The sequence below is a fragment of the Actinoplanes sp. NPDC049548 genome (genome assembly GCF_040676695.1).
In the GTDB taxonomy this organism is placed as follows: domain Bacteria; phylum Actinomycetota; class Actinomycetes; order Mycobacteriales; family Micromonosporaceae; genus Actinoplanes.
Genome location: NZ_JBFAPM010000016.1, coordinates 23257 through 48440 on the forward strand (window position 1 = coordinate 23257; position 25184 = coordinate 48440).

Annotated in this window: 1 protein-coding gene (running past one end of the window); it reads right to left on the minus strand. The window is 71.6% G+C overall.

Going from position 1 to position 25184, the window contains the following annotated elements:
- Positions 1-25184, minus strand: the 3' portion of a protein-coding gene (locus AB0J80_RS27365) for a non-ribosomal peptide synthase/polyketide synthase (RefSeq protein WP_364710297.1). The gene runs 6679 nt beyond the window's last position; 25184 of the gene's 31863 nt are visible here — the last part of the coding sequence; its start codon lies off the right edge, out of view; it ends in the stop codon at positions 1-3.

Sequence of the window (25184 nt, forward strand, 5' to 3'; positions counted from 1 at the left end):
TCACGAGCGGGCCGCCATCCAGGCGGAGATGGCGTCCCACGCCTGCCGGAGCATGTCGGCCTGCATCATGTCGGCGTGCCGACACGGCAGAGCCACCTCGGCGATCTCACCGTCCACATAGGGCTGCCACAGGTCGCCGCCCAGGCGCGGCTGCTCCGCCTGGTCGCCGTCCTTGCCGACGCCGGCGGTCAGCAACAGCATGTCGCCGTCGTACGTGCCGGGCCGGTGCGTCCGTCCCAGCTGACCGTTGTTCTGGATCACCCGGGCCAGGACCTGCAGCTCCTGCTCGGACACGCCGCCGAGCACCTCGCCGAACTCCTCCTGCAGCTGCGCCGTGATCCGCTCGAGCTGCTCGGCGGGCGTCGTCTCCGGTTGTCCGGAAGGGCGTGGGCCGTCCACCGGGGCCTCGTGCGGTTCCCGCCGCCGCTCTCCCACCTTGTCGGGATAGGCGTCCATGACGACGAGGGCGCCGACCTCCTGCCCGGCGGCGCGCAGCTGCACGGCGATCTCGTGCACCGGCAGGCCGCCGAACGAGAACCCGAGCAGGTGGTACGGGCCGGTCGGCTGGATCGCCCGGATCTGCTCCACGTACGCGGCCGCCATGTCCTGCACGGAGCCGCTCAGCGGGCTCTCGCCGTCGAGGCCGAGCGCCTGCAACCCGTAGAGCGGCAGGTCGGCGGGGACGAACCGGGCCAGCGGCATGTAGCACCAGCTGAGCCCGCCGGCCGGATGGATGCAGAAGAACGGGGGCCGGCTGCCCTCGGTACGGATCGGCAGGACCGTGCCCAGTCCGCCGCTGACCGCCGACAGGCTGATCCGGCTGATGAGCCCGGCCGGCGTCGGTGTCGCGAAGAGGCTGCGCACCGACGTCGAGAACCCCTTCTCGCGCAGCCGGGCGACGAGCTGGACCGCGAGCATGGAGTGCCCGCCGAGGGCGAAGAAGTCGTCGTCGACCCCCACCGTCTCCAGGCCGAGGACGTCAGCGAAGGCCTCGCACACCGTGCCTTCCAGCGCCGTCGCGGACCCGCGGCGCACCTCCGCCCATCCGCGCGCCGCGTCGCCGTAGTCAGGCGCGGGCAAGGCCCTGCGGTCCAGCTTTCCGTTGACGGTCAGGGGCAGCGCCGGCAGGGCGACCACCGCCGCCGGCACCATGTACTCCGGCAACCTTTGCGCCGCATACTCCCGCAACCCATCCGCCTGCGACGCCACAACATAAGCCACCAGCCGATCGTCACGCACGACGACAGCAGCCTGCACCACCGCCGGATGCCCGGTCAGCACCGCCTCGACCTCACCCGGCTCGATGCGGAACCCGCGAACCTTCACCTGCTGATCCGCCCGACCAGCGAACACCAACTGCCCGTCGCCGTTCCACTTCGCCAAGTCCCCTGAGCGATACATCCGCTGCCCGACAGCGAACGGACTCGCCACGAACCGCTGCCCCGTCAACCCCGGCCGACCCAGATAGCCCTGCGACACCTGCACCCCGGCCACATACAACTCACCGACCACACCCGGCGGCACCGGCTGCAAGGCATCATCCAGAACCAGCATCTGCGTACCCGCCAGACCACGACCGACCACACTGCCAACCTCGTCGCCGGTCAGCTCCCAATGCGTGGAATGCACCGTCGTCTCAGTAATGCCATACATGTTCACCAACCGCGGCCCACCCTCACGCAGCCACCCGGCGACCCGCGACGGTTCCAACGCCTCGCCCGCGAACACGATCAGCCGCACCGAATCCGGCACCGCCGTCAGCTGATAGAACGCAGACGGTGTCTGACTCAACACCGTCACCCGCTCACGTTCGAGCAGCTCGGCGAACTCCTGGGGACTGCGGGAGACGTCGAACGGCACGACTACAACGCGGGCGCCGTGCAGCAGCGCACCCCACAGCTCCCACACCGACACGTCGAACGCGAACGAGTGGAAGCAGGACCACACATCGCCAGGGTTCAGCGCGAACAAGTCCTGAGCCGCGGCCAGCAGTCCCAGGACGTTGCGTTGCGACACAACGACACCCTTAGGCGTGCCCGTCGAACCGGACGTGTAAATGACGTAAGCCGGCTGATCGGGGACTCCCAGCAGCGGCAGCGGCGCATCGGACTCCTCGAACGCGACGCTCGTCAGCACCGCCGACACCGCCGCGTCCGACAGGATCACATCGACCCGCCCGGCGGGGGTCCGCGGGTCGACCGGCACGTAGGCGGCGCCGGTCTTCAACACCGCCAGCAACGCCACCACCACATCAGCGCCACGCTCGAGCAGCACCCCGACAAACGAACCGACACCCACGCCCTGGCCGATCAGATGCCGGGCGACACGGTTCGACCGCCGGTCCAGCTCCGCATAAGACAACGACACCCCATCGGCCACCACCGCCACCGCATCCGGAGCCGCAGCCACCTGACGCGCGAACAACTCCGGAATCGTGGCGTCCGGAACGTCCACAGCAGGCGTGTTCCACTCGTTCACCACGCGTTGCGGCGCATCGAGCAGGGACACCTCGTGCAGCCGCACCTCGGCCGACACGGTCTCCAGCACCCGCACGTACCAGGCCGCGATGCGCCGCGCGGTGGACTCGTCGAACAGGTCCTCCGACGCGCCGACGAACCCGCGCAGACCCGCCGGACGGCCCTGGTCGTCGACCACCTCGCCGATCGACACCTCCAGGTCGAACTTGGCCGCCGCCGAGGCCGTACCCCGGCTAGCGGCCGGCTCCACGACCGCACGCTCGGTGTTCTGAAGCGTCAGCATCGCCTGGAACAGCGGGTGCCGCGCCAGCGACCGCGACGGCGCCAGCTCCTCCACGAGCCGCTCGAACGGCACGTCCTGGTTCGCCAGCGCACCCAGCGTCGTCTCCCGCACCCGCCCGAGGATCTCCCGGAACTCCGGGTCACCCGACAGATCCGTACGGATCACCAGCGTGTTGACGAAGAACCCGACCAGATCATTGAGCGCCTCGTCGGAACGACCGGCCACCGCGAACCCGGTCGGGATGTCCGTGCCGGCGCCCGACCGCGCCAGCATGACCGCCAGCGCCGCCTGCAGCACCATGAACACCGTGGCGCCCTCGTCCCGGGCGAGCGCGGCGAGCCGCTGGTGCACCTCGGGAGCGACCTGCACGGGCACTCGCAGGCCGCGGTGACTGGCCACGGCCGGTCGGGGCCGGTCGGCCGGCAGTGCCAGCTCCTCCGGAGCGCCTGCCAGCGTGTGCCGCCAGTAGTCGACCTGCCGGGAAAGCACGCTGTCCGGGTCGTCCGGCTCGCCGAGCAGCTCGCGCTGCCAGATGGCGTAGTCGGCGTACTGCACGGGCAGCGGCTCCCACGCCGGGGCCTCGCCCTGCTTGCGGGCCGCGAAGGCCGCCGCCAGGTCGCGGCGCAGGGGGCCCGTGGACCAGCCGTCGGTCGCGATGTGGTGCAGCAGCAGCACGAGTGCGCACTCGTCGGGACCCGCGCGCAGCAGCCACGCCCGGATCGGCACCTCACGTTCGAGGTCGAACGCGTACCGCGACACCTCGGCCACCCGTGCGGGCAGCTCCCCGGCGGCGACGTCGATGACGTCGACGCGACGGTCCAGCTCGGCGGGCTCGAGGATTCTCTGGTACGGCTCTCCGCCGTCGACCGCCGGGAACACCGTACGCAGCGACTCGTGCCGGCCCATGACGTCGCGCAACGCGGCCTCCACCACGGCGACATCGACGTCGCCGGGCAGCCGTACGGTGATCGGGCTGTTGTAGGTGGCGTTCGGTCCTTCCAGCTGGTCGAGGAACCACAAACGCCGCTGGGCGAACGACAACGGGATCCGCTCGGGCCGCTCGACCGCCCGCAACGCCACCCGCGCCTGCTCCGACCCGGCGCTCGCGAGCCGGACGGCCAGCTGCGCCACCGTGGGCGCTTCGAACACCGTACGGATCTCAACCTCGGCACCCAGCGTGGCCCGGATCCGCGACACCAGCCGAGCCGCCAGCAACGAGTGCCCACCCAGGTCGAAGAAGCTGTCATCGAGCCCGACCGACTCGACACCGAGCACCTGAGCGAACGCCGCACACAGCAACATCTCCTGGACGGTCTCCGGCGCACGACCCTGCCCGGCCGTGGCTTCAGGAGCGGGCAGCGCACCACGGTCGACCTTGCCGTTGGTGGTCAACGGCAACACGGGCAACGCCACGATCACCGCCGGGACCATGTACTCCGGCAACCGCCGCGCGAGAAACTCTCGCAAGCCGTCGGTCTGCGCGGCCACGACGTAAGCGACCAACCTGTCGTCACGGGCGATCACGACCGCCTGCGCCACCGCCGGATGCTCGGCCAGGACCGCCTCGACCTCACCCGGCTCGATCCGGAACCCACGGATCTTCACCTGCTCATCCGCACGGCCCAGGAACTCCAGTTGTCCCTCGACGGCCCACTTCGCCAGGTCCCCGGACCGATACATCCTTTCCCCGGCGCCGAACGGGCAAGCTACGAACCGCTCCGCGGTCAACCCCACGCGGCCCACATACCCGCGCGCCAACTGCGCACCGGCGATATAGAGCTCACCCGCCACGCCCGGGGGGACCGGCTGCAAGTTGTCATCGAGGACGTACAGGCGGGTGTTGGCGATCGGCCGACCGATCGGCACCGACGCCCCGACCTCATCACCGGCCGCAACCTCGAACACACAACACCCGACCACCGTCTCGGTCGGCCCGTACTCGTTGACCACGACCGAGCCCGGGGCCCGCTGCAGCCACGACCGCACCAGAGGCCCGGGCAGCGCTTCGCCCCCGACGACCCACCTGCGCGCGGCACCAGCCACCTGCGCATCGGTCAGCGACTCCGACAACAACGCCAAATGCGCCGGGACCAGCTTGACCAGCTCGAACCCGCCACGATCTCGCAACAGCTCGACGAGATCGTCGCTCACCACCACCGGCGACCCGGACACCAGCGGCACCACCACACTGGTCACCGTCAGGTCGAACGCGATCGACGAATGCAACGGCGCGCCACCACCACCCGACACCCCGTAGGCGTCGGCAGCCCAGCTGACATAATTCACCAGCCCGCCATGAGTCACCGCGACACCCTTCGGCGTACCCGTCGAACCCGACGTGTAGATCACATACGCCAGCGACGCCGGATCAACCGCCACCTGCGGCGCGGTCGTAGGCGCGGCGGCCAGCTGCATCGCCACCAGTGCGTCGTCGAGCACCACCATCCGGGCCAGCCCGGACACCGGCAGATCCTCCGACGTCTGCTCGTCGGTCAGCAGCAACACCGCCTTGCTGTCGGCCAGCGTGAAGGTGATCCGCTCCAACGGATACGCCGGGTCGATCGGCACGTAGGCCGCTCCGGCCTTCCACACCGCCAAAATCGCGGTGATCAGTTCCGTTCCGGCGGGCAGGCACAACCCCACGATCGAGTCGACACCGACGCCCTGCTTGAGCAGGTAATGCGCGAGCCGGTTCGACGCCTCATCCAGCTCCCGGTAGAAAGACCCGGCGAACATCTCCACCACACTGGACGCCGCAACCGGCACCGCAGTGTCGTTCCAGACCCGCAACACCTGATCACGCTCAACGTCATCCAGCAGCTGCACTGCGCGCGCCCGACCGTCCGGCTGGGTGGCCATCGCCGTCAGGACCCTGGCGAGCCAGTCCACGAACCGCTGCGCCATCGACGCGTCGAACAGGTCGTCCGCGACCGTGAGCGAGCCGCGCAGGCCCCCGGGGCGGCCCTGTCCGTCGAACACCTCGCCGACCATCACGTCGAGGTCGAACCGGGACGCGACCGGTACCGGTTCGGAACCCGTGGGGTGTTCGGCAGAGCCCTCCAGCACCACGCGGTCGATGTTCTGGAAGGTGAGCATCACCTGGAACAGCGGATGCCGCGCCAGCGACCGCGCCGGCGCCAGCTCCTCGACCAGCCGCTCGAACGGCACGTCCTGGTGGGCCATCGCCCCGAGGCTGGTCTCCCGCACTCGCGCGAGCACCTGACGGAAGTCCGGGTCACCCGACAGATCCGTACGGATCACCAACGAGTTCACGAAGAACCCGACCAGATCATTGAGCGCCTCATCCGAACGCCCCGCTACGGCCGCACCGACCGGGATATCCGTACCCGCACCCAGACGCGACAGCATCACCGCCACCGCGGCCTGCAACACCATGAACATGGTGACGCCCTCGGCCCGCGCCAACTCCGCCAACCGCTCGTGCACCTCCACCGGCACCTGCAACGGCACCAGGTGACCTCGGTGCGAGGCAACGGCGGGCCGGGGCCGGTTCACCGGCAGCGCCAGCTCCTCCGGCGCACCCGCCAACGCCTCGCGCCAGTACGCGACCTGCTGCGACAGCAGACTCTCCGGGTCGCTCTCGTCGCCGAGCAGTTGCCGCTGCCAGATGGCGTAGTCGGCGTACTGCACGGGCAGCGGCTCCCACACCGGCGCCTCGCCGCGCCGGCGTGCCTTGTACGCCGCGGCCAGGTCCCGGTTCAGGGGACTCATCGACCAGCCGTCGGTCGCGATGTGGTGCAGTACCAGCACCAGCACGCACTCGTCCGGCGCCGCTTGGAACAGCCAGGCCTTGATCGGCGCCTCGCGGGACAGGTCGAACGCGTACGCCGAGGCCGCGGACGGCTCGCCGCCCTCGACCACCTCGATGCCCCAGTCCAGCTCGTCCAGGCCGAGCACCCGCTGGTACGGCTCACCGTCGACGGCCGGGAACACCGTACGCAGCGACTCGTGCCGCCCGATCACGTCCCGCAGCGCCGCTTCGAGCACCGCGACGTCCACGTCGCCGGGCAGCCGCAGCGTGATGGGGTTGTTGTAGGTGGCCGTGGCGCCCGCGATCTGGGCGAGGAACCAGAGCCGGCGCTGCGCGAACGACAGCGGGATCCGCTCCGGCCGGGGTCCCGCGGTGACCGCCGCCCGGGCCGGGCCGGTGCCCGGCACGTCGAGACGGGTCGCGAGCTCGGCGACGGTCGGCGCCTCGAACACGGTGCGGATCTCGACGTCGACGCCGAGGGCGGCCCGGATGCGCGAGACGAGGCGGACGGCGAGCAGGGAGTGCCCGCCCAGGTCGAAGAAGCTGTCGTCCACGCCGACGGTGTCGACGCCGAGGACGTGCGCGAAGGCGTCGCAGAGCGCGGCTTCCTCGGGGGTGCTCGGCAGCCGCTTCTGTGCGCCGCTCGCACCGGCGTAGTCCGGGACGGGCAGCGCCTTGCGGTCGAGCTTGCCGTTGGCCGTCAACGGCAAAGCCTCCAGCGCGACCACCGCGGACGGCACCATGTACTCCGGCAACCGCTCAGCGACGTACTCCCGCAACCCAGCGGTCTGCGACGCCACCACATACGCGACCAGCCGGTCATCACGGGCAATCACCGCCGCCTGCGCCACCGCCGGATGCCCGGTCAGCACGGCCTGCACCTCACCCGGCTCGACCCGATACCCCCGCACCTTCACCTGGTCATCCGCACGCCCGGCAAACACGACCTGCCCATCCGCGGTCCACTTCGCCAGGTCACCGGTGCGATACATGCGTTCCCCGGCACCCCACGGACAAGCCACAAACCGCTGCCCGGTCAACCCAGGCCGGACCACATACCCGCGCGCCACCTGCACACCCGCGACATACAACTCACCCGTCACACCCGGCGGCACCGGCTGCAACGCATCGTCCAACACGAACAGACGGGTGTTCGCCAACGGCCGCCCGACCGGGATGACGCCACCCGTCACCTCAGCCGTGGCCACGCCGACCGTCGTCTCGGTCGGCCCGTAATGGTTGAACACCCGCAACCCGCCGGCGGCCAGCTCCTCCACCAGGCCCGCCGGAGCCGCCTCACCACCAAGCACCAACGAACGCCGCGGACGCAAACCGCCAAGCGCCATCACGTGCGACGGCACCACCTTCACCGCATCAATGCGCTCACGGTCCAGATACGCGCCGACCGCCTCAGCGTCCACGACCATGTCCGAGTCAAGAACGTGCACCTGACCACCAGTGGCCAGCGCGGCAAACAACACCGTGTTACCCAGGTCGGTCACCTGCGGCTGCAACAACGCATACCGCATCCCCGGCGAACTCCAACCCAACCGCTGCGACACCGAGACGACATAGTTGGCCAGCGACCCCTGAGTGACGGCCACGCCCTTGGGCACACCCGTCGACCCGGACGTGTAGATTACGTAAGCCAGCCGGTCGGCTGCCAGCGGCGGCGCCGCCAGCGTCGAGTCCGGGTGGGCCAGCACCATCGGGTCATCGACCGCGATCATCCGGACCCGGCCCGCCGGCAGGTCGTCCAACACGTCCTGATCACCGACCAGCAGCGACGCACGGCTGTCGCCCAGCAGGAACGCGATCCGCTCCACCGGCATCTTCTGATCCACCGGCAGATACGCCGCCCCGGCCTTCCACACCCCCAGAATCGCCGCGACCATCTGCTCACCCCGCGGCAAGCACAGCCCGACCACCGACTCCGCACCCACACCGCTACGACTCAAGTACCGCGCGAGCCGGCTCGCCTGAGCATCCAACTCCGCATACGTCACCGGCACGCCATCGGCCACCAAAGCCACGGCATCCGGCGAGGCCGCTACCTGACGCTCGAACGATCCCACGACGCTCACGTCCGGCACGTCGGCCGCGGTGTCGTTCCACCGGTGCAGCACCAGCTCCCGCTCGGCGTCGTCGGCCACCGACACCCGGTGCAGACGCACATTCGGGTCCTCGGTCACCGCCGACAGCACCCGCACGAACCAGCGAGCCGCGCGCTCCGCCGTCGCGGCGTCGAACAGGTCGGCGGCGACGGTGACCGTGCCGTGGATACCGGCCGGGCCGCCGTGCTCGTCGAAGCTCTCGGCCACCGGCACCCAGAAGTCGAACTTCACCGGAGTCAGCGCCGCGCTGTCCAGATCGGCCGGGCCGGCCGCGGTCTCCTTGGTGCGGCCGGTGTCGGTCATCACGACCTGCACCAACGGATGCCGCGCCATCGACCGCGACGGCGCCAGCTCCTCCACCAACCGCTCGAACGGCACATCCTGATGCGCCATCGCACCCAGACTCGCCTCACGCACCCGACCCAGCACCCGCCGGAACTGAGGATCCCCCGACAGATCCGCCCGGATCACCAGCATGTTGACGAAACAACCAACCAGATCATCCAGAGCCTCATCCGTACGCCCCGCCGTCGGCGAACCGATCGGCACATCGGTACCCGCACCCAGCCGCGACAACAGCACCATCAACGCCGCCTGCAACACCATCACCACCGTGACGCCCTCATCACGCGCCAGCGCGGCGACCCGGCGATGCACCTCCGCAGGAACCCGCCACGGCACCGTGTGACCCCGATGACTGGCCACCACCGGCCGCGGCCGATCAGTCGGCAGGCTCAACTCCTCGGGAGCACCCGCGAGCGCATCCCGCCAGTACGCCACCTGCCGCGACATCAGACTGTCCGGGTCGGACTCCTCACCCAGCAACTCCCGCTGCCAGAGCGCATAGTCGGCGTACTGCACCGGCAACGGCGCCCACTCCGGCGCCTCGCCCCGCGTGCGAGCCTGGTACGCCCGGGACAGGTCGCGGGCCAGCGGACCCGTCGAACCGCCGTCGGCCGCGATGTGGTGCAGCACCAGCGCCAGCGCGCACTCGTCCGGGCTCACGCGGAACAGCGACGCCCGGATCGGCACCTCACACGACAGGTCGAACGCGTACGCCGACGCCTCGGCCACCGCGCCGGCCAGCCCGCCGGGCGCGACGTCGGCCACCTCGAGACGCCAGTCCAGCTCGGCGGGGTCCAGGATCCGCTGGTACGGCTCGCCGTCCACGGCCGGGAAGACCGTCCGCAGCGGCTCGTGCCGGGCGATGACGTCCCGCAACGCCGCCTCCAGCGCCGCCGCGTCGACGTCGCCCGGCAACCGGACCACGTCCGGCATGTTGTACGTCGGGCTGGGCCCCTCCAGCTGGGCCAGAAACCACAGCCGGCGCTGCGCGAACGACAGCGGCGCCCGCTCCGGCCGCACACCGGCCCGCAGCACCGGGCGCGCGCCGCCGGTCCCCGCCTCGGCGAGCCGGGCCGCCAGCCCCGCGACCGTGGGCGCCTCGAAGAGCGTCCGCAGTGGCAGCTCGACACCGAGCACCGCCCGGATCCGCGAGATCAGGCGCACCGCGAGCAGCGAGTGGCCGCCGAGCGCGAAGAAGCTGTCCTCGACGCCGACCGTGTCCAGGCCGAGCACCTGCGCGAACGCCGCGCACACCAGTTCCTCGTGCACCGTCGCCGGGGCCCGGCTCGCGCTCGAGGCGTACGTCGGTGCCGGCAGCGCCCGGACGTCCAGCTTGCCGTGGGGCGTCAGCGGCACCTCGGACAGGACGACGACCGCCGACGGCACCATGTACTCCGGCAACCGCTGTGCGACGAACTCCCGCAACCCGTCGGCTTGCGAGGCCACGACGTAGGCGACCAGCCGCTCGTCGCGCGCGATCACGACGGCCTGCGCGACGTCGGGATGCCCGGCCAGCACGGCCTCGATCTCGCCGGGCTCGATGCGGAACCCGCGGACCTTCACCTGCTGGTCGACCCGCCCCAGGAACACGAGCCGGCCGTCGGCGGTCCACCTGACGAGGTCGCCGGTGCGGTACATCCGCTCGCCGGCGGTGCCGAACGGGCAGGCGACGAACCGCGTACCGGTCAGACCCGGGCGGCCCACGTATCCGCGGGCCACGCCCGCACCGGCGAGGTAGAGCTCGCCGCGTACCCCGGCCGGCACCGGTGCCAGGCCGTCGTCGAGCACGTACGCGCGGAAGTTGCGCATCGGGCGGCCCACCACCGGGACAGCTCCGCCGACCCGCACGGACAGGGCGTCCACCGTGCACTCGGTCGGCCCGTACATGTTGAACCCGATGGTGTCCGCCGCCGCGGCGAAGTCCCGCCACAGCGACTCGTCGACCGCCTCACCGCCCAACATGACCACCCGCGGACGGTGCCGCTCGTCGGTCAGCAGGCCGGCGAGCACGAGCTGGCGGGCGTAGGACGGCGTCACGTCGAGGAAGTCGATCCGCCGGTCCGCGACGTAGTCCACGAACGCGCGCGGGTCGAGCCGCACTTCGTCGTCGAGCACGTGCAGCTCGTGACCGTCGGCCATCAGCAGCACGCCCTCCAGGGACGTGTCGAAGGAGAACGAGGCGCTCAGGGCCGCCCGCAGCCGGATCCCCGCCGCCGCCACGAACTCGCCGCGGTGGTGCAGGAGCATGTTCACCAGGCTGCGGTGCTCCACCAGCACGCCCTTCGGCACGCCGGTGGACCCGGAGGTGTAGATCACGTACGCCGGGCTTCCCGGCCGCAGCGCGTCCCCGCGTTCCTCGTCGGTCAGGTCCGCCGCCGAGCGGCCGGCCAGCGCCGCCACCGTGTCCGGGGAGTCCAGCACCAGGCGGCCGGTCCCGTCCGGCACCACGCCGTCGACGGCGGGCTCGGACCCGGCGGTCAGGACCAGCGCCGGCCCGGCGTCGCGCAGCAGGAAGCCGATCCGCTCCCGGGGCAGCGCCGGGTCCACGGGCAGATAGGCGCCACCGGCCTTCCACACCGCCAGGACGGCGAGCACCATGTCGGCCGAGCGCGGCAACGCCAGCGCCACGATCGAACCGGCGCCCACTCCGGACCCGACCAGCACCCGGGCCAGCCGGTTGACCGCCGCGTTCACGTCGGCGAACGAGCCCCGGAACGACTCGCCGAACACCAGGGCCGTCGCTTCGGGCGTACGCCGTACCTGTTCTTCGAACATCGCCGGCACCGTCGTGGCCGGAAGCGGACCGGCGGTGTCGTTCCACTCGGTCAGCAGCCGTTCCCGCTCGGCGGGCTCGACCACGTCGATCGCCCGCAGCGGCAGGTCCGGTGTCGCGGTCACGAGGTCCAGCACCCGCACCAGCCAGGCCGCGAAGCGCTGCGCGGCCGCCGGCTCGAACAGGTCGGCCGCCACCGTGACCGAGCCGCGCAGCCCGGCCGGCCGGCCCTGCTCGTCGACCTGCTCCGTGACGGCCACGTCGAGGTCGACCGTCGTGGACACCAGCACGGGGCTTGCGGTCACGGGCGCGGACTCGCGCTCATTCCCGGGCCGTGCCGCGCGCTCGTTGTTCTGCAGGGTGAGCATGACCTGGTAGAGCGGGTTCCGGCTCAGCGACCGGGCCGGCGCCAGCTCCTCGACGAGGCGCTCGAACGGCACGTCCTGGTGCGCCAGCGCACCCAGGGTCGTCTCCCGGACCCGGGCCAGGACCTGCCGGAACTGCGGGTCGCCGGCCAGGTCCGTGCGGATCACCAGGGTGTTGACGAAGAAGCCGACCAGGTCGTCCAGCGCTTCATCGGTACGCCCGGCGACCGGCGACCCGATCGGGATGTCGGTGCCGGCGCCGAGCCGCGACAGCAGCACCGCCAGGGCGGACTGCAGCACCATGAACACGGTGACGCCCTCGGCCCGCGCGATGTCCGCCAGCCGCTGGTGCACCTCGGCGGGCACCCGCAGCGGGGCGAGGTGGCCGCGGTTCGACGCCACGGCCGGCCGCGCCCGGTCCACCGGCAACGCCAGCTCCTCCGGCACGCCCGCGAGCGCCGCCCGCCAGTACGCGACCTGCCGCGACAGCAGACTCTCCGGGTCGGACTCGTCGCCCAGCAGCTCGCGCTGCCAGATGGCGTAGTCGGCGTACTGCACCGGCAGCGGCTCCCACACCGGCGCCTCGCCACGCGTACGCGCCGCGTAGGCGGCCGACACGTCCCGGCTCAGCGGCCCCGAGGACCAGCCGTCGCCGGCGATGTGGTGCATGAGCAGCACCAGCACGCACTCGTCGGCGTTGCGGAACAGCGATGCCCGGATCGGCACCTCCGTCGACAGGTGGAACCCGTACGCCGACGCCTCGGCCACGGCACCGGCCAGTTCACCGGAAGCGACCTCGACCACGTCCAGGCGCCAGTCCAGCTCGCCCGGGTCGAGGATGTGCTGGTACGGCTCACCGTCCACGGCGGGGAACACGGTACGCAGCGACTCGTGCCGCCCGATCACATCGCGCAGTGCGGCCTCCAGCGCCGCGGCGTCCACGTCCCGGCCCAGCCGCAACACCATCGGCAGGTTGTACGTCGGGCTGGGTCCTTCCAGCTGGTGGATGAACCAGAGCCGCCGCTGCGCGAACGACAACGGCACCCGCTCCGGACGCTGCGCCAACCGCAAGCTCGCCCTGACACCCGTGTCACCGGAACCGGCGAGCCGCGCCGCCAACCGCGCCACCGTCGGCGCCTCGAACAGCACCCGCAGCGGCACCTCGACCCCGAGGACCACCCGCAGCCGCGAGATCAACCGCACCGCCAGCAGCGAATGCCCACCCCGATCGAAGAAGCTGTCGTCGACGCCGACCGACTCGATGCCGAGCACCTGCGCGAACACCCCACACAGCAGCTCTTCCTGCACCGTCGAGGGAGCCCGGCCTCCTGCGGCACTGAACTGTGGCTCCGGCAGCGCGGACCGATCCACCTTCCCGTTCCGCGTCAACGGAATCGCCGCCAGCGGGACCACCGCCGCCGGCACCATGTACTCCGGCAACCTCTGCGCGACGAACTCCCGCAAGCCGTCGACCTGCGACGCCACGACGTACGCCACCAGCCGCTCGTCGCGGGCGACCACGACGGACTGCTCGACATCCGGATGCCCGGCGAGCACCGCCTCGATCTCGCCCGGCTCCACCCGGAACCCGCGGATCTTCACCTGCTGGTCGGCCCGGCCGGCGAAGACGAGCTGCCCGTCGGCGGTCCATTTCGCCAGGTCGCCGGTGCGGTACATCCGCTCCCCGGCCGCGTACGGGCAGGCCACGAACCGCTCGCTCGTGAGGCCCGGCCGGTCGGCGTACCCGCGGGCCAGCTGCACGCCGGCCACGTACAGCTCGCCGACGACACCGGCGGGCACCGGCTGCAGCGCGTCGTCCAGTACGTACACCCGGGTGTTGGCCAGCGGGCCGCCGAACGGCACGGCTCCGGGCCGGTCCGCGTCGACCTCGCCGGCGGCGACGATGACCGTGGCCTCGGTCGGGCCGTACGCGTGCCGCAGCCGGCGGTCGCGGGCCCAGGACCGCGCGGTGGTCTCGTCGATGGCTTCCGCGCCGACCACCATGTCGTGCACGCCGGGCAGGGCGGCGGGGTCGAGCACCCGCAGCAGTGACGGCACGACGCTGGCCACCTGGACGGGCAGGCCGGCCAGCAGCTCGGGCTCCTGGCGCTCCCGCTCGGTGGCCACCACGAGCGTGGCGCCGGAGCTCAACGCCACCGCGACGTCGAGCACGGACGCGTCGAAGCTGAACGACGCGAACTGCAGCATCCCCACACCGGGCGCGGTGCCCAGCCAGGGGGCGAACACCCCGATGAGGTTCGTCAGCGAGCCGTGGGAGACCGCCACGCCCTTGGGCTCACCGGTCGACCCGGACGTGTAGATCACGTAGGCCAGCTGCCCCGGCAGTACCGGCCCGGTCGCCGCCGGATCGCTGTGCAGCGCCTCTTGGAGGGTGTCGTCGTCGAGAACCAGGCACGTCGCGCCGGCAAGGATCTCCAGGCGTGACTCGGGCAGCTGCGGATCCAGCGGCACGTACGCCGCCCCCGCCTTCCACACGCCCAGGATCGCGGCCACCATCGCCGCACCTCGCGGCAGACGCAGCCCCACCACCGACTCCGCGCCCACGCCGGACCCATGCAGATGACCCGCGATACGCGCAGACCGCTCCCCCAACTCGGCATAGGTCAGCGGTACGCCGTCGGCGAGCACCGCCACCGCGGCCGGGTTCGAGGCCACCTGCCGGTCGAACAGCTCCACGACGCTGCCGGCCGGCAGCTCGGCCGCCGTGTCGTTCCAGCCGTGCAGCACCTGCTCCCGCTCGGCGTCGTCCAGCAGCGGCACCGCGCGTACCGGAAGGTCCGGGGTCGCGGTCACCGTCCGCAGCACCCGGACCAGCCGCCCTGCGAAGGTCTGGGCCGAGGCGGCGTCGAACAGGTCGGCGCTGGCCGTGACGGAACCCTGTAGCCCGGCCGGGCGACCCTGCTCGTCGAACCGCTCGCCGAGGACCATCTCCAGGTCGAAGCGCGCCGACACGGCCGCCGAGTCGCCGGTCGCGGGTGTCGGCACGCCGTCGGCCCGGGCGCCGGAGAGCTGGACGCTCGCCCGCTGGTTGTTCTGCACGGTGAGCATCACCTGGAACAGCGGGTGCCGCGCCAGCGACCGCGACGGCGCCAGCTCCTCGACCAGCCGCTCGAACGGTACGTCCTGGTTCGCCAGCGCACCCAGCGTCGTCTCCCGCACTCGCGCCAGAACTTGCCGGAGGTCCGGGTCACCCGCCAGATCCGTACGGATGACCAGGGTGTTGACGAAGAACCCGACGAGGTCGTTCAAGGCCTCGTCGGAACGACCGGCCACCGCGGACCCGATCGGGATGTCGGTGCCGGCGCCGAGCCGCGACAGGGTGACGGCCAGCGCGGCCTGCAGCACCATGAAGGTGGTGACGCCCTCGGCGCGGGCCAGCTCGACGAGCCGCTCGTGCACGTCGGCGGGCACGTGCAGCGGCGCGCCGTAGCCGCGGCGGCTCGAATCCACCGGACGCGGCCGGTCGACGGGCAGCTCCAGCTCCTCGGGGGCGCCGGCCAGGGCGTCACGCCAGTAGGCCACCTGGCGGGACAGCAGGCTGTCCGGGTCGTCCTCCGCGCCGAGCAGGTCGCGCTGCCAGATGGCGTAGTCGGCGTACTGCACGGGCAGCGGCTCCCACGCCGGGGCGTCGCCCTGGCGGCGCGCCGCGTACGCCGCCGAGAGGTCGCCGGCGAGCGGCCCCATCGACCAGCCGTCGGTGGCGATGTGGTGCAGCAGCAGCACCAGCACCGACTCGGCCGCGCCCGCCCGGAACAGCCATGCCCGGATCGGCACCTGAACCGCCAGGTCGAAGGCATGACGGGACGCCTCGGCCACCGCCGCCGGCAGGTCCTGCACCGCGACGTCGGCGACCTCCAGGTCCCAGTCCAGCTCGCGCGGGTCGAGGATGCGCTGGTACGGCTCGCCGTCGACCGTGGGGAACACCGTCCGCAGCGACTCCTGCCGCGTGATCACGTCCCGCAGCGCCGCCCGCAGCGCGGCGACGTCCAGCTGCCCGCTCAGCCGCAGGATCATCGGCTGGTTGTACGTCGCGCTGGGCCCTTCGAGCTGGGCCAGGAACCACAGTCGACGCTGCGCGAACGACAACGGGACCCGCTCGGGCCGCTCGACCGCCCGCAGCGCGGTCCGCGCCTGCTCCCCTTCGGCTCCCGCCAGCCGGGCTGCGAGCCCGGCCACCGTCGGGGTCTCGAACAGGGTGCGGATCTCGAGGTCCACGCCCATGGTGGCCCGGATCCGCGACACCAGCCGGGCCGCGAGCAGCGAGTGCCCGCCCAGGTCGAAGAAACTGTCGTCCACACCGACCGACTCGACACCCAGGATCTGCGCGAAGGCGTCACACAGCAGCTCCTCCTGCGGCGTGGCCGGCACGCGCCGCGCACCCGCATCAGAGCCGCTCGCCGCGAAGTCCGGGGCAGGCAGCGCCTTGCGGTCCAGCTTGCCGTTGGCCGTCAGCGGCAGGTTTTCCAGCGGGGCGATCATCGCCGGCACCATGTACTCCGGCAGCCGCTGCGCAACGAACTCCCGCAAGCCACCGGTGTCCGAGGCCACCACGTAGGCGACCAGCCGCTCGTCGTGGACGACCACCGCCGCCTGCACGACCGCCGGATGCTCGGTGAGCACCGCCTCGACCTCACCCGGCTCGATCCGGTAGCCACGGACCTTCACCTGGTCGTCGGCGCGGCCGAGGAAGCTCAGCTGCCCGTCGCCCGTCCACTTGGCCAGGTCACCGGTGCGGTACATGCGCTCGCCGGAACCCCACGGGCACGCGACGAACCGCTGGCCCGTCAGCGCGGCGCGACCCACGTATCCGCGAGCCACCTGGACGCCGGCCACGTACAGCTCGCCGGCCACCCCGGCGGGAACCGGCCGGAGCGCCTCGTCGAGCACATAGACCCGGCCGTTGCTGATCGGGCCGCCGATCACCGGCTTGTCGTCCGCGGCGAGCGGCATCGACATCGACGCGCACACCGTCGTCTCCGTCGGCCCGTACGCGTTGATCAACCGCCGGCCGCCCGCCCACCGCGACAGCACGCCCTGCGGCAAGGCCTCACCAGCCGATACCAGAGTCCGCACCGACCCCAGCGCCGCCGGGTCGAGCACCGTCAGCACCGCCGGCGGCAACGTCACATGGGACACCTCGAAGTCCTGCAGCACCTCGACCAGGCCGTTGCCCGGCAGCAACCGGTCCGCGTCAGCGAGCACCAGCGCGGCGCCGGCGCACCAGGTGACCAGCACCTCGGAGACCGCCGCGTCGAAGCTCGGCGACGCGAACTGCAGCACCCGGTCACCGCTACCGACCTCGAACCGGTCCGCCTGCGCAGACACCAGGTTCACCGCACCGCGATGGGAGACCGCCACACCCTTGGGCACACCCGTCGACCCCGACGTGTAGATGACATACGCCAGGCCATCAGGGCGCACAACCGTGTCCGGTTTGTCCGCGGGCCCGTCCACATCCGCGATGTCGACCGTCAACACCCCGCGCAGCGGCAGGTCGTCGAGCACCTCTTCGGTCCCCAGCACCACGATCGCGCGGCTGTCGGAGATCATGAACGCGATCCGTTCGGCGGGCTGCTTGACGTCGAGCGGCAGGTAAGCGGCGCCGGCCTTCAAGACACCCAGCAGCGACACCACCAGATCCACGCCGCGCGGCATCGCCACCGCGACCAGCGACTCCGCGCCCACACCGAAGCGGCGCAGGTAGCCGGCGAGCCGGTTCGCTCGGGCGTCCAGCTCCCGGTAGGTCAGCGACACCCCGTCGGCCAGAACCGCAGGCGCATCCGGAGCAGCCGCGACCCGGCGGTCGAACAGGTCCACGACGCTGCCGGCCTCGACCTCGGCCGCGGTCTCGTTCCACCGCAGGAGCAGCCGGTCGGTCTCCGCGTCGTCCATCAGCGCAACCGCGTGGACGGGTAGCTCCGGAGCCTCGGTGACGCCGGCCAGCACGAGGGTGAGCCAGTCGGCGAACCGCTCGGCCATCGGGGCGTCGAACAGATCCGCGGCGACCGTCAGTGTGCCGCGGAGCCCGGCCGGGCGGCCGTCCTCGTCGAACACCTCGCCGACCATCACGTCGAGGTCGCACCGGACCGCCACGTCGAGCATCGCCCACACGTTCCCGGCCCGCGCACCCGGTAGCTCGACGGCGGCCCGTTCGGTGTTCTGCAGGGTGAGCACGACCTGGTAGATCGGGTGCCGCGCCAGCGACCGCGACGGCGCCAGCTCCTCGACGAGGCGCTCGAACGGTACGTCCTGGTGCGCCAGCGCTCCGAGAGTAGTCTCCCGTACCCGGGCCAGGACCTGGCGGAAGTCCGGGTCACCCGACAGATCCGTGCGGATGACCAGCGAGTTGACGAAGAACCCGACCAGGTCGTTGAGCGCCTCGTCGGCACGCCCGGCCACACCCGACCCGATCGGAATGTCGGTGCCGGCACCGAGCCGCGAGAGCGTGATGGCCAGGGCGGCCTGCAACACCATGAACGTCGTGACACCTTCGGCGCGGGCCAGGTCGACGAGACGCTGGTGCACCTCGGCGGGCACGTTCAACGATGCCCGGTAGCCGCGGTGGCTCGCTTCGGCCGGCCGCGGCCGGTCGACGGGGAAGGCGAGCTCTTCCGGCGCGCCCGCGAGCGTCTCGCGCCAGTACGCCACCTGCCGCGACAGCAGACTCTCCGGGTCGGACTCCTCCCCCAGCAGCTGCCGCTGCCAGATCGCGTAGTCGGCGTACTGCACCGGCAGCGGCTCCCACACCGGGGCCTCCCCGCGCGAGCGTGCCGCGTACGCGGCCGACAGGTCCCGGGCCAGCGGTGCCGTCGACCAGCCGTCGGTGGCGATGTGGTGCAGCAGGAGTACGAGCACCGACTCGCCCGGACCGGCCCGGAACAGCCACGCCCGGAACGGCACCTCGCACGACAGGTCGAAGGCGTGCGTCGACGCCCGGACCACCGCGCCGGCCAGCTCCTCGGCGGCGACGTCGGTCACCTCGAGACCCCAGTCGAGCTCGTCCATGCCGAGGATCCGCTGGTACGGCTCACCGTCGACGGCCGGGAACACGGTACGCAGCGACTCGTGCCGGCCGACCACGTCCCGCAGTGCCGCGTCGAGGGCCGTGACGTCGACGGCGTCGCCCAGCTTCAGCGTGAGCGGACCGTTGTAGTTCGCGTTCGGTCCTTCGAGCTGGGCCAAGAACCACAACCGCCGCTGCGCGAACGACAACGGGACCCGCTCGGGCCGCTCCACCGCCCGCAGCGCCGCCCGGGCCTGCTCCGCTCCCGCTTCCGCCAGCCGGGCAGCCAGCCCAGCCACCGTCGGCGCCTCGAACAGAGTGCGGATCTCCAGGTCGACGCCAAGGGTGGCCCGGATCCGCGACACCAGCCGGGCCGCGAGCAGCGAGTGCCCACCCAGGTCGAAGAAACTGTCGTCCACACCGACCGCCTCGACACCCAGGATCTGCGCAAAGGCGTCACACAGCAGTACTTCCTGCTCGGTGACCGGCGCGCGCCGAGCTGCCGCATCTCCTCCACCGGCGGCGAAGTCCGGGGCAGGCAGCGCCTTGCGGTCCACCTTGCCGTTGGCCGTCAGCGGCAGGTCGTCCAGCGGGACGATCACGGCCGGCACCATGTACTCCGGCAACCGCTGCGCGACGAACTCGCGGAACCCGTCGGCCTGTTCACCCACCACATAGGCGACCAGCCGCTCGTCGTGGACGACCACCGCCGCCTGCACCACCGCCGGATGCCCGGTGAGCACCGCCTCGACCTCACCCGGCTCGATCCGGTAGCCACGCAGCTTCACCTGGTCGTCGGCGCGGCCGATGAACAGCAGCTGCCCCTCGGCGGTCCACTTCGCCACATCACCCGTGCGGTACATGCGCTCGCCGGAACCCCACGGGCACGCCACGAACCGCTCACCCGTCAGCGCGGCCCGACCCACATAACCACGAGCCAGCGGCACACCCGCCACATACACATCACCCGGGACACCAACCGGCACCGGCTGCAACGCACCGTCCAGCACGAACACCCGGCCGTTCGCGATCGCCCGACCGATCACCGGGGCATCCCCGGCCAGGAGCGGTGCCGACATCGAGGCGCACACCGTCGTCTCCGTCGGCCCGTACGCGTTGATCAACCGACGACCCGCCGCCCACCGCGACACAACCGCCTGCGGGAGCGCCTCACCAGCGGACACCAACGTCCGCACAGTGCCCAGCGTCGCCGGGTCGAGCACCGCCAGCACCGCAGGCGGCAACGTCACATGGGACACCTGGAAGTCCTGCAGCACCTCGACCAGGCCGTTGCCCGGCAGCAACCGGTCCGCCTCAGCCAGCACCAGCGCGGCGCCGGCGCACCAGGTGACCAGCACCTCGGAGACCGCCGCGTCGAAGCTCGGCGATGCGAACTGCAGCACCCGGTCACCGCTACCGACCTCGAACCGGTCCGCCTGTGCCGTCACCAGGTTCACCGCACCGCGATGGGAGACCGCCACACCCTTGGGCACACCCGTCGACCCCGACGTGTAGATGACATACGCCAGGCCATCAGGGCGCACAACCGTGTCCGGTTTGTCCGCGGGCCCGTCCACATCCGCGATGTCGACCGTCAACACCCCGCGCAGCGGCAGGTCGTCGAGCACCTCTTCGGTCCCCAGCACCACGATCGCGCGGCTGTCGGCAATCATGAACGCGATCCGTTCGGCGGGCTGCTTGACGTCGAGCGGCAGGTAGGCAGCGCCCGCCTTCAACACACCCAGCAGCGACACCACCAGATCCACACCGCGCGGCATCGCCACCGCCACCAACGACTCCGCCCCGACGCCGAAGCGGCGCAAGTAACCCGCGAGCTGGTCTGCACGGGCGTCCAGCTCCCGGTAGGTCAGCGACACACCCTCGGCCAGAACCGCCAAAGCGTCCGGCGCAGCCGCCACCCGACGCTCGAACAGCTCCACCACACTGCCGGCCTCCACGTCAGCGCCGGTGTCGTTCCACTCGCGCAGCACCAGGTCCCGTTCGGCCGTCTGCAGCAGCCGCACGGCGCGGACCGGCAGCTCCGGCGCCTCGGTCACAGCGGCGAGCACCTGCGCGAGCCAGCCCGCCACCCGCTGCGCCATGGGCCCGTCGAACAGATCGGCGGCGACGGTGATCGAGCCCCGCAGGCCGGCCGGGCGACCGTCCGCGTCGAACACCTCGCCGACCATCACATCGAGGTCGCACCGGACCACCGCGTCGAGCATCGCCGACACGTTCCCGGCCCGCGCGCCCGGCAGGTCCAGGACAGCCCGCTCGTTGTTGTGCAGGGTGAGCACGACCTGGTAGATCGGGTGCCGCGACAACGACCGCGACGGCGCCAGCTCCTCGACCAGGCGCTCGAACGGCACATCCGCATGCGCCAGCGCGCCCAGGCTCGTCTCCCGTACCCGAGCCAGTACCTGGCGGAAGTCCGGGTCACCCGACAGATCCGTGCGGATGACCAGCGAGTTCACGAAGAACCCGACCAGGTCGTTGAGCGCCTCGTCCGAACGCCCCGCCACACCCGAGCCGATCGGGATGTCCGTGCCCGCACCCCACCGCGACAAGGTGATGGCCAGAGCCGCCTGCAACACCATGAACGTCGTGACGCCTTCGGCGCGGGCCAGCTCGACGAGCCGCTCGTGCACCTCCGCCGGCACGGTCAGTGGCGCTCGGTGGCCCCGATGCGAGGCCACCGCCGGACGCGGCCGATCCACCGGCAACGCCAGCTCCTCGGGCGCACCCGCCAGCGCCTCCCGCCAGTACGCCACCTGCCGCGACAGCAGACTCTCCGGGTCGGACTCCTCCCCCAGCAGCTGCCGCTGCCAGATCGCGTAGTCGGCGTACTGCACCGGCAGCGGCTCCCACACCGGGGCCTCGCCGCGCGAGCGTGCCGTGAATGCCGCCGACAGGTCGCGGGTCAGCGGCGCCGACGACCAGCCGTCCGTGGCGATGTGGTGCAGCAGCAGCACGAGCACGCATTCGTCCCCGCCCGCGCGGAACAGCCACGCCCGGACCGGCACCTCCCTCGCCAGGTCGAACGCGTACGCCGTGACCTCGGCGACCGCCGCGGCCAGGCCGTCCTTCGTGACCTCGACGACCTCGACGTCCCAGTCGAGGTCGTCCACGGCGAGGATCCGCTGGTACGGCTCGCCGTCGACCGCCGGGAACACGGTACGCAGCGACTCGTGCCGGCCGATCACGTCCCGGAACGCCGCCTGCAGCGCCGCCACATCCAGGTCGGCGGGCAGCCGCAGCACGAGCGGCTGGTTGTAGGTGGTGCTCGGGCCTTCCAGCTCGGTCAGGAACCACAGCCGGCGCTGCGCGAACGACAGCGGCACCCGCTCGGGGCGCTCGACGGCGCGCAGGCCGAGGCGCACCCGGGTGTCGACGCCGGGCCCGGTCAGCCGGGCGGCCAGCTGCGCCACGGTCGGTGCCTCGAACAGCGCTCGCAGCGGCAGCTCCACGCCGAACACCGCCCGAACCCGGGAGATGAGCCGTACGGCGAGCAGCGAGTGCCCGCCCAGGTCGAAGAAGCTGTCCTCGACGCCGACCGACTCGACGCCGAGAACCTGCGCGAACACGCCGCACAGCAGCTCTTCCTGCACCGTCGCGGGTTCCCGGCCGGCACTCCCGGCGTACTCGGGGTCGGGCAGCGCGCGCCGGTCGAGCTTGCCGTTGACGGTCAGCGGCAGCACCGGCAGGGCAACCACCGCTGCCGGCACCATGTACTCCGGCAACCGCTGCGCCGCATACTCCCGCAACCCATCGGTTCGCGAGGCCACAACATAAGCGACCAGCCGATCATCACGCACGATGACCGCGGCCTGCGCCACCGCCGGATGCGCCGTCAGGACGGCCTCGACCTCACCCGGCTCGATGCGGAACCCACGGATCTTGATCTGTTGATCCGCCCGACCGGCGAACACCAGCTGCCCGTCCGCGTTCCACTTCGCCAAGTCCCCCGAGCGGTACATGCGCTGCCCGACAGCGAACGGGTTCGCCACGAACCGTTGCCCGGTCAACCCCGGCCGGCCCAGATAGCCCTGCGACACCTGCACCCCGGCCACATACAACTCACCGACCACCCCCGGCGGCACCGGCTGCAACGCCTCATCCAGAACCAGCATCTGCGTGCCCGCAAGGCCACGACCGACGACACTGCCGACCTCGACTCCGGTCAGCTCCCAATGCGTGGAATGCACAGTCGTCTCGGTGATGCCATACATGTTCACCAACCGCGGGCCGCCCTCAGACAACCAGCCGGACACCCGCGACGGCTCCAACGCCTCGCCGGCGAACACGACCAGACGCACCGAATCCGGCACCGCCGTCAGCTGATAGAACGCCGACGGTGTCTGACTCAGCACCGTCACCCGCTCCCGCTCCAGCAGCTCCGCGAACTCCTGCGGACTGCGGGAAACGTCGAACGGCACCACCACCACGCGGGCGCCGTGCAACAGCGCACCCCACAACTCCCACACCGACACGTCGAACGCGAACGAATGGAAACACGACCACACATCCCCCGCGTCCAACCCGAACAAGTCCTGAGCCGCCGACAGCAGTCCGAGCACGTTGCGGTGCGACACCACGACACCCTTGGGCGTGCCCGTCGAACCCGACGTGTAGATCACATACGCCGGTTGATCCGGCACCCCGACCACCGGCAGCGGGGCATCGGATTCCTCGAACGACACGCTGGTCAGGACTGCCGCCACCGACGCGTCCGACAGGATCACGTCCACCCGCCCGGCGGGGGTCCGCGGGTCGATCGGCACGTAAGCGGCGCCGGTCTTCAACACCGCCAGCAACGCCACCACCACATCAGCGCCACGCTCGAGCAGCACCCCGACGAACGAACCGACACCCACCCCCTGCCCGATCAGGTGCCGGGCCACCCGGTTCGACAGCCGGTCCAGCTCCGCATAAGACAACGACAACCCGTCAGCCACCACCGCCACCGCACCCGGCCTCGCCGCCACCTGACGCGCGAACAACTCCGGGATCGTGACATCCGGAACATCTACAACAGGCGTGTTCCACTCGTGCAGCGCCCGTGCCCGCTCGACCGCGTCCAGCACAGGCACCGCGTGGGCCGGAGTCTCCGGCGATGCCGTCACGACGTCGAGCACCCGGGCGAACCGCCGCGCCAGGGTCTCGGCCGAGCCGGCGTCGAACAGGTCCGCGCTGACCATCACCATGCCGCGCAGACCGGCCGGGCGGCCGTCCTCGCCGACCATCTCGGTGACGGCGAGGTCCAGGTCGAACCGGGCCGCTCCCGTGGTGACGTCCTCGGCCGGGGCGGTTCCACCCTGCCGTTCAAGGTTCTGCACGGTGAGCATCACCTGGAACAGCGGGTGCCGCGCCAGCGACCGCGACGGCGCCAGCTCCTCCACCAGCCGCTCGAACGGCACGTCCTGGTTCGCCAGCGCACCCAGCGTCGTCTCCCGCACCCGCCCGAGGATCTCCCGGAACTCCGGGTCACCCGACAGATCCGTACGGATCACCAACGTGTTGACGAAGAACCCGACCAGGTCGTTCAGGGCCTCGTCCGAGCGACCGGCCACCGCGGACCCGATCGGGATGTCCGTGCCGGCGCCGAGCCGCGACAACGTCACGGCCAGCGCGGCCTGCAGCACCATGAACGTGGTGACGCCCTCGGCCTGGGCCAGGTCCACGAGCCGCTGATGCACCTCGGCCGGCACGCGCAGCGGCGCCCGGTAGCCCCGATGCGACGCGACCGCCGGGCGGGGCCGGTCCACCGGCAACGCCAGCTCCTCCGGGGCGCCCTCCAGCGCTTCCCGCCAGTACGCCACCTGCCGCGACAGCAGGCTGTCCGGATCGGAGTCCGCGCCCAGCAGCTCCCGCTGCCAGATCGCGTAGTCCGCGTACTGCACGGGCAGCGGTGCCCAGTCGGGGGTCTCGCCGCGTTTGCGGGCCGCGTACGCGACCGTCAGGTCCCGGTTCAGCGCGCCCGTCGACCAGCCGTCGGTCGCGATGTGGTGCAGCACCAGCAGCAGGACGCACT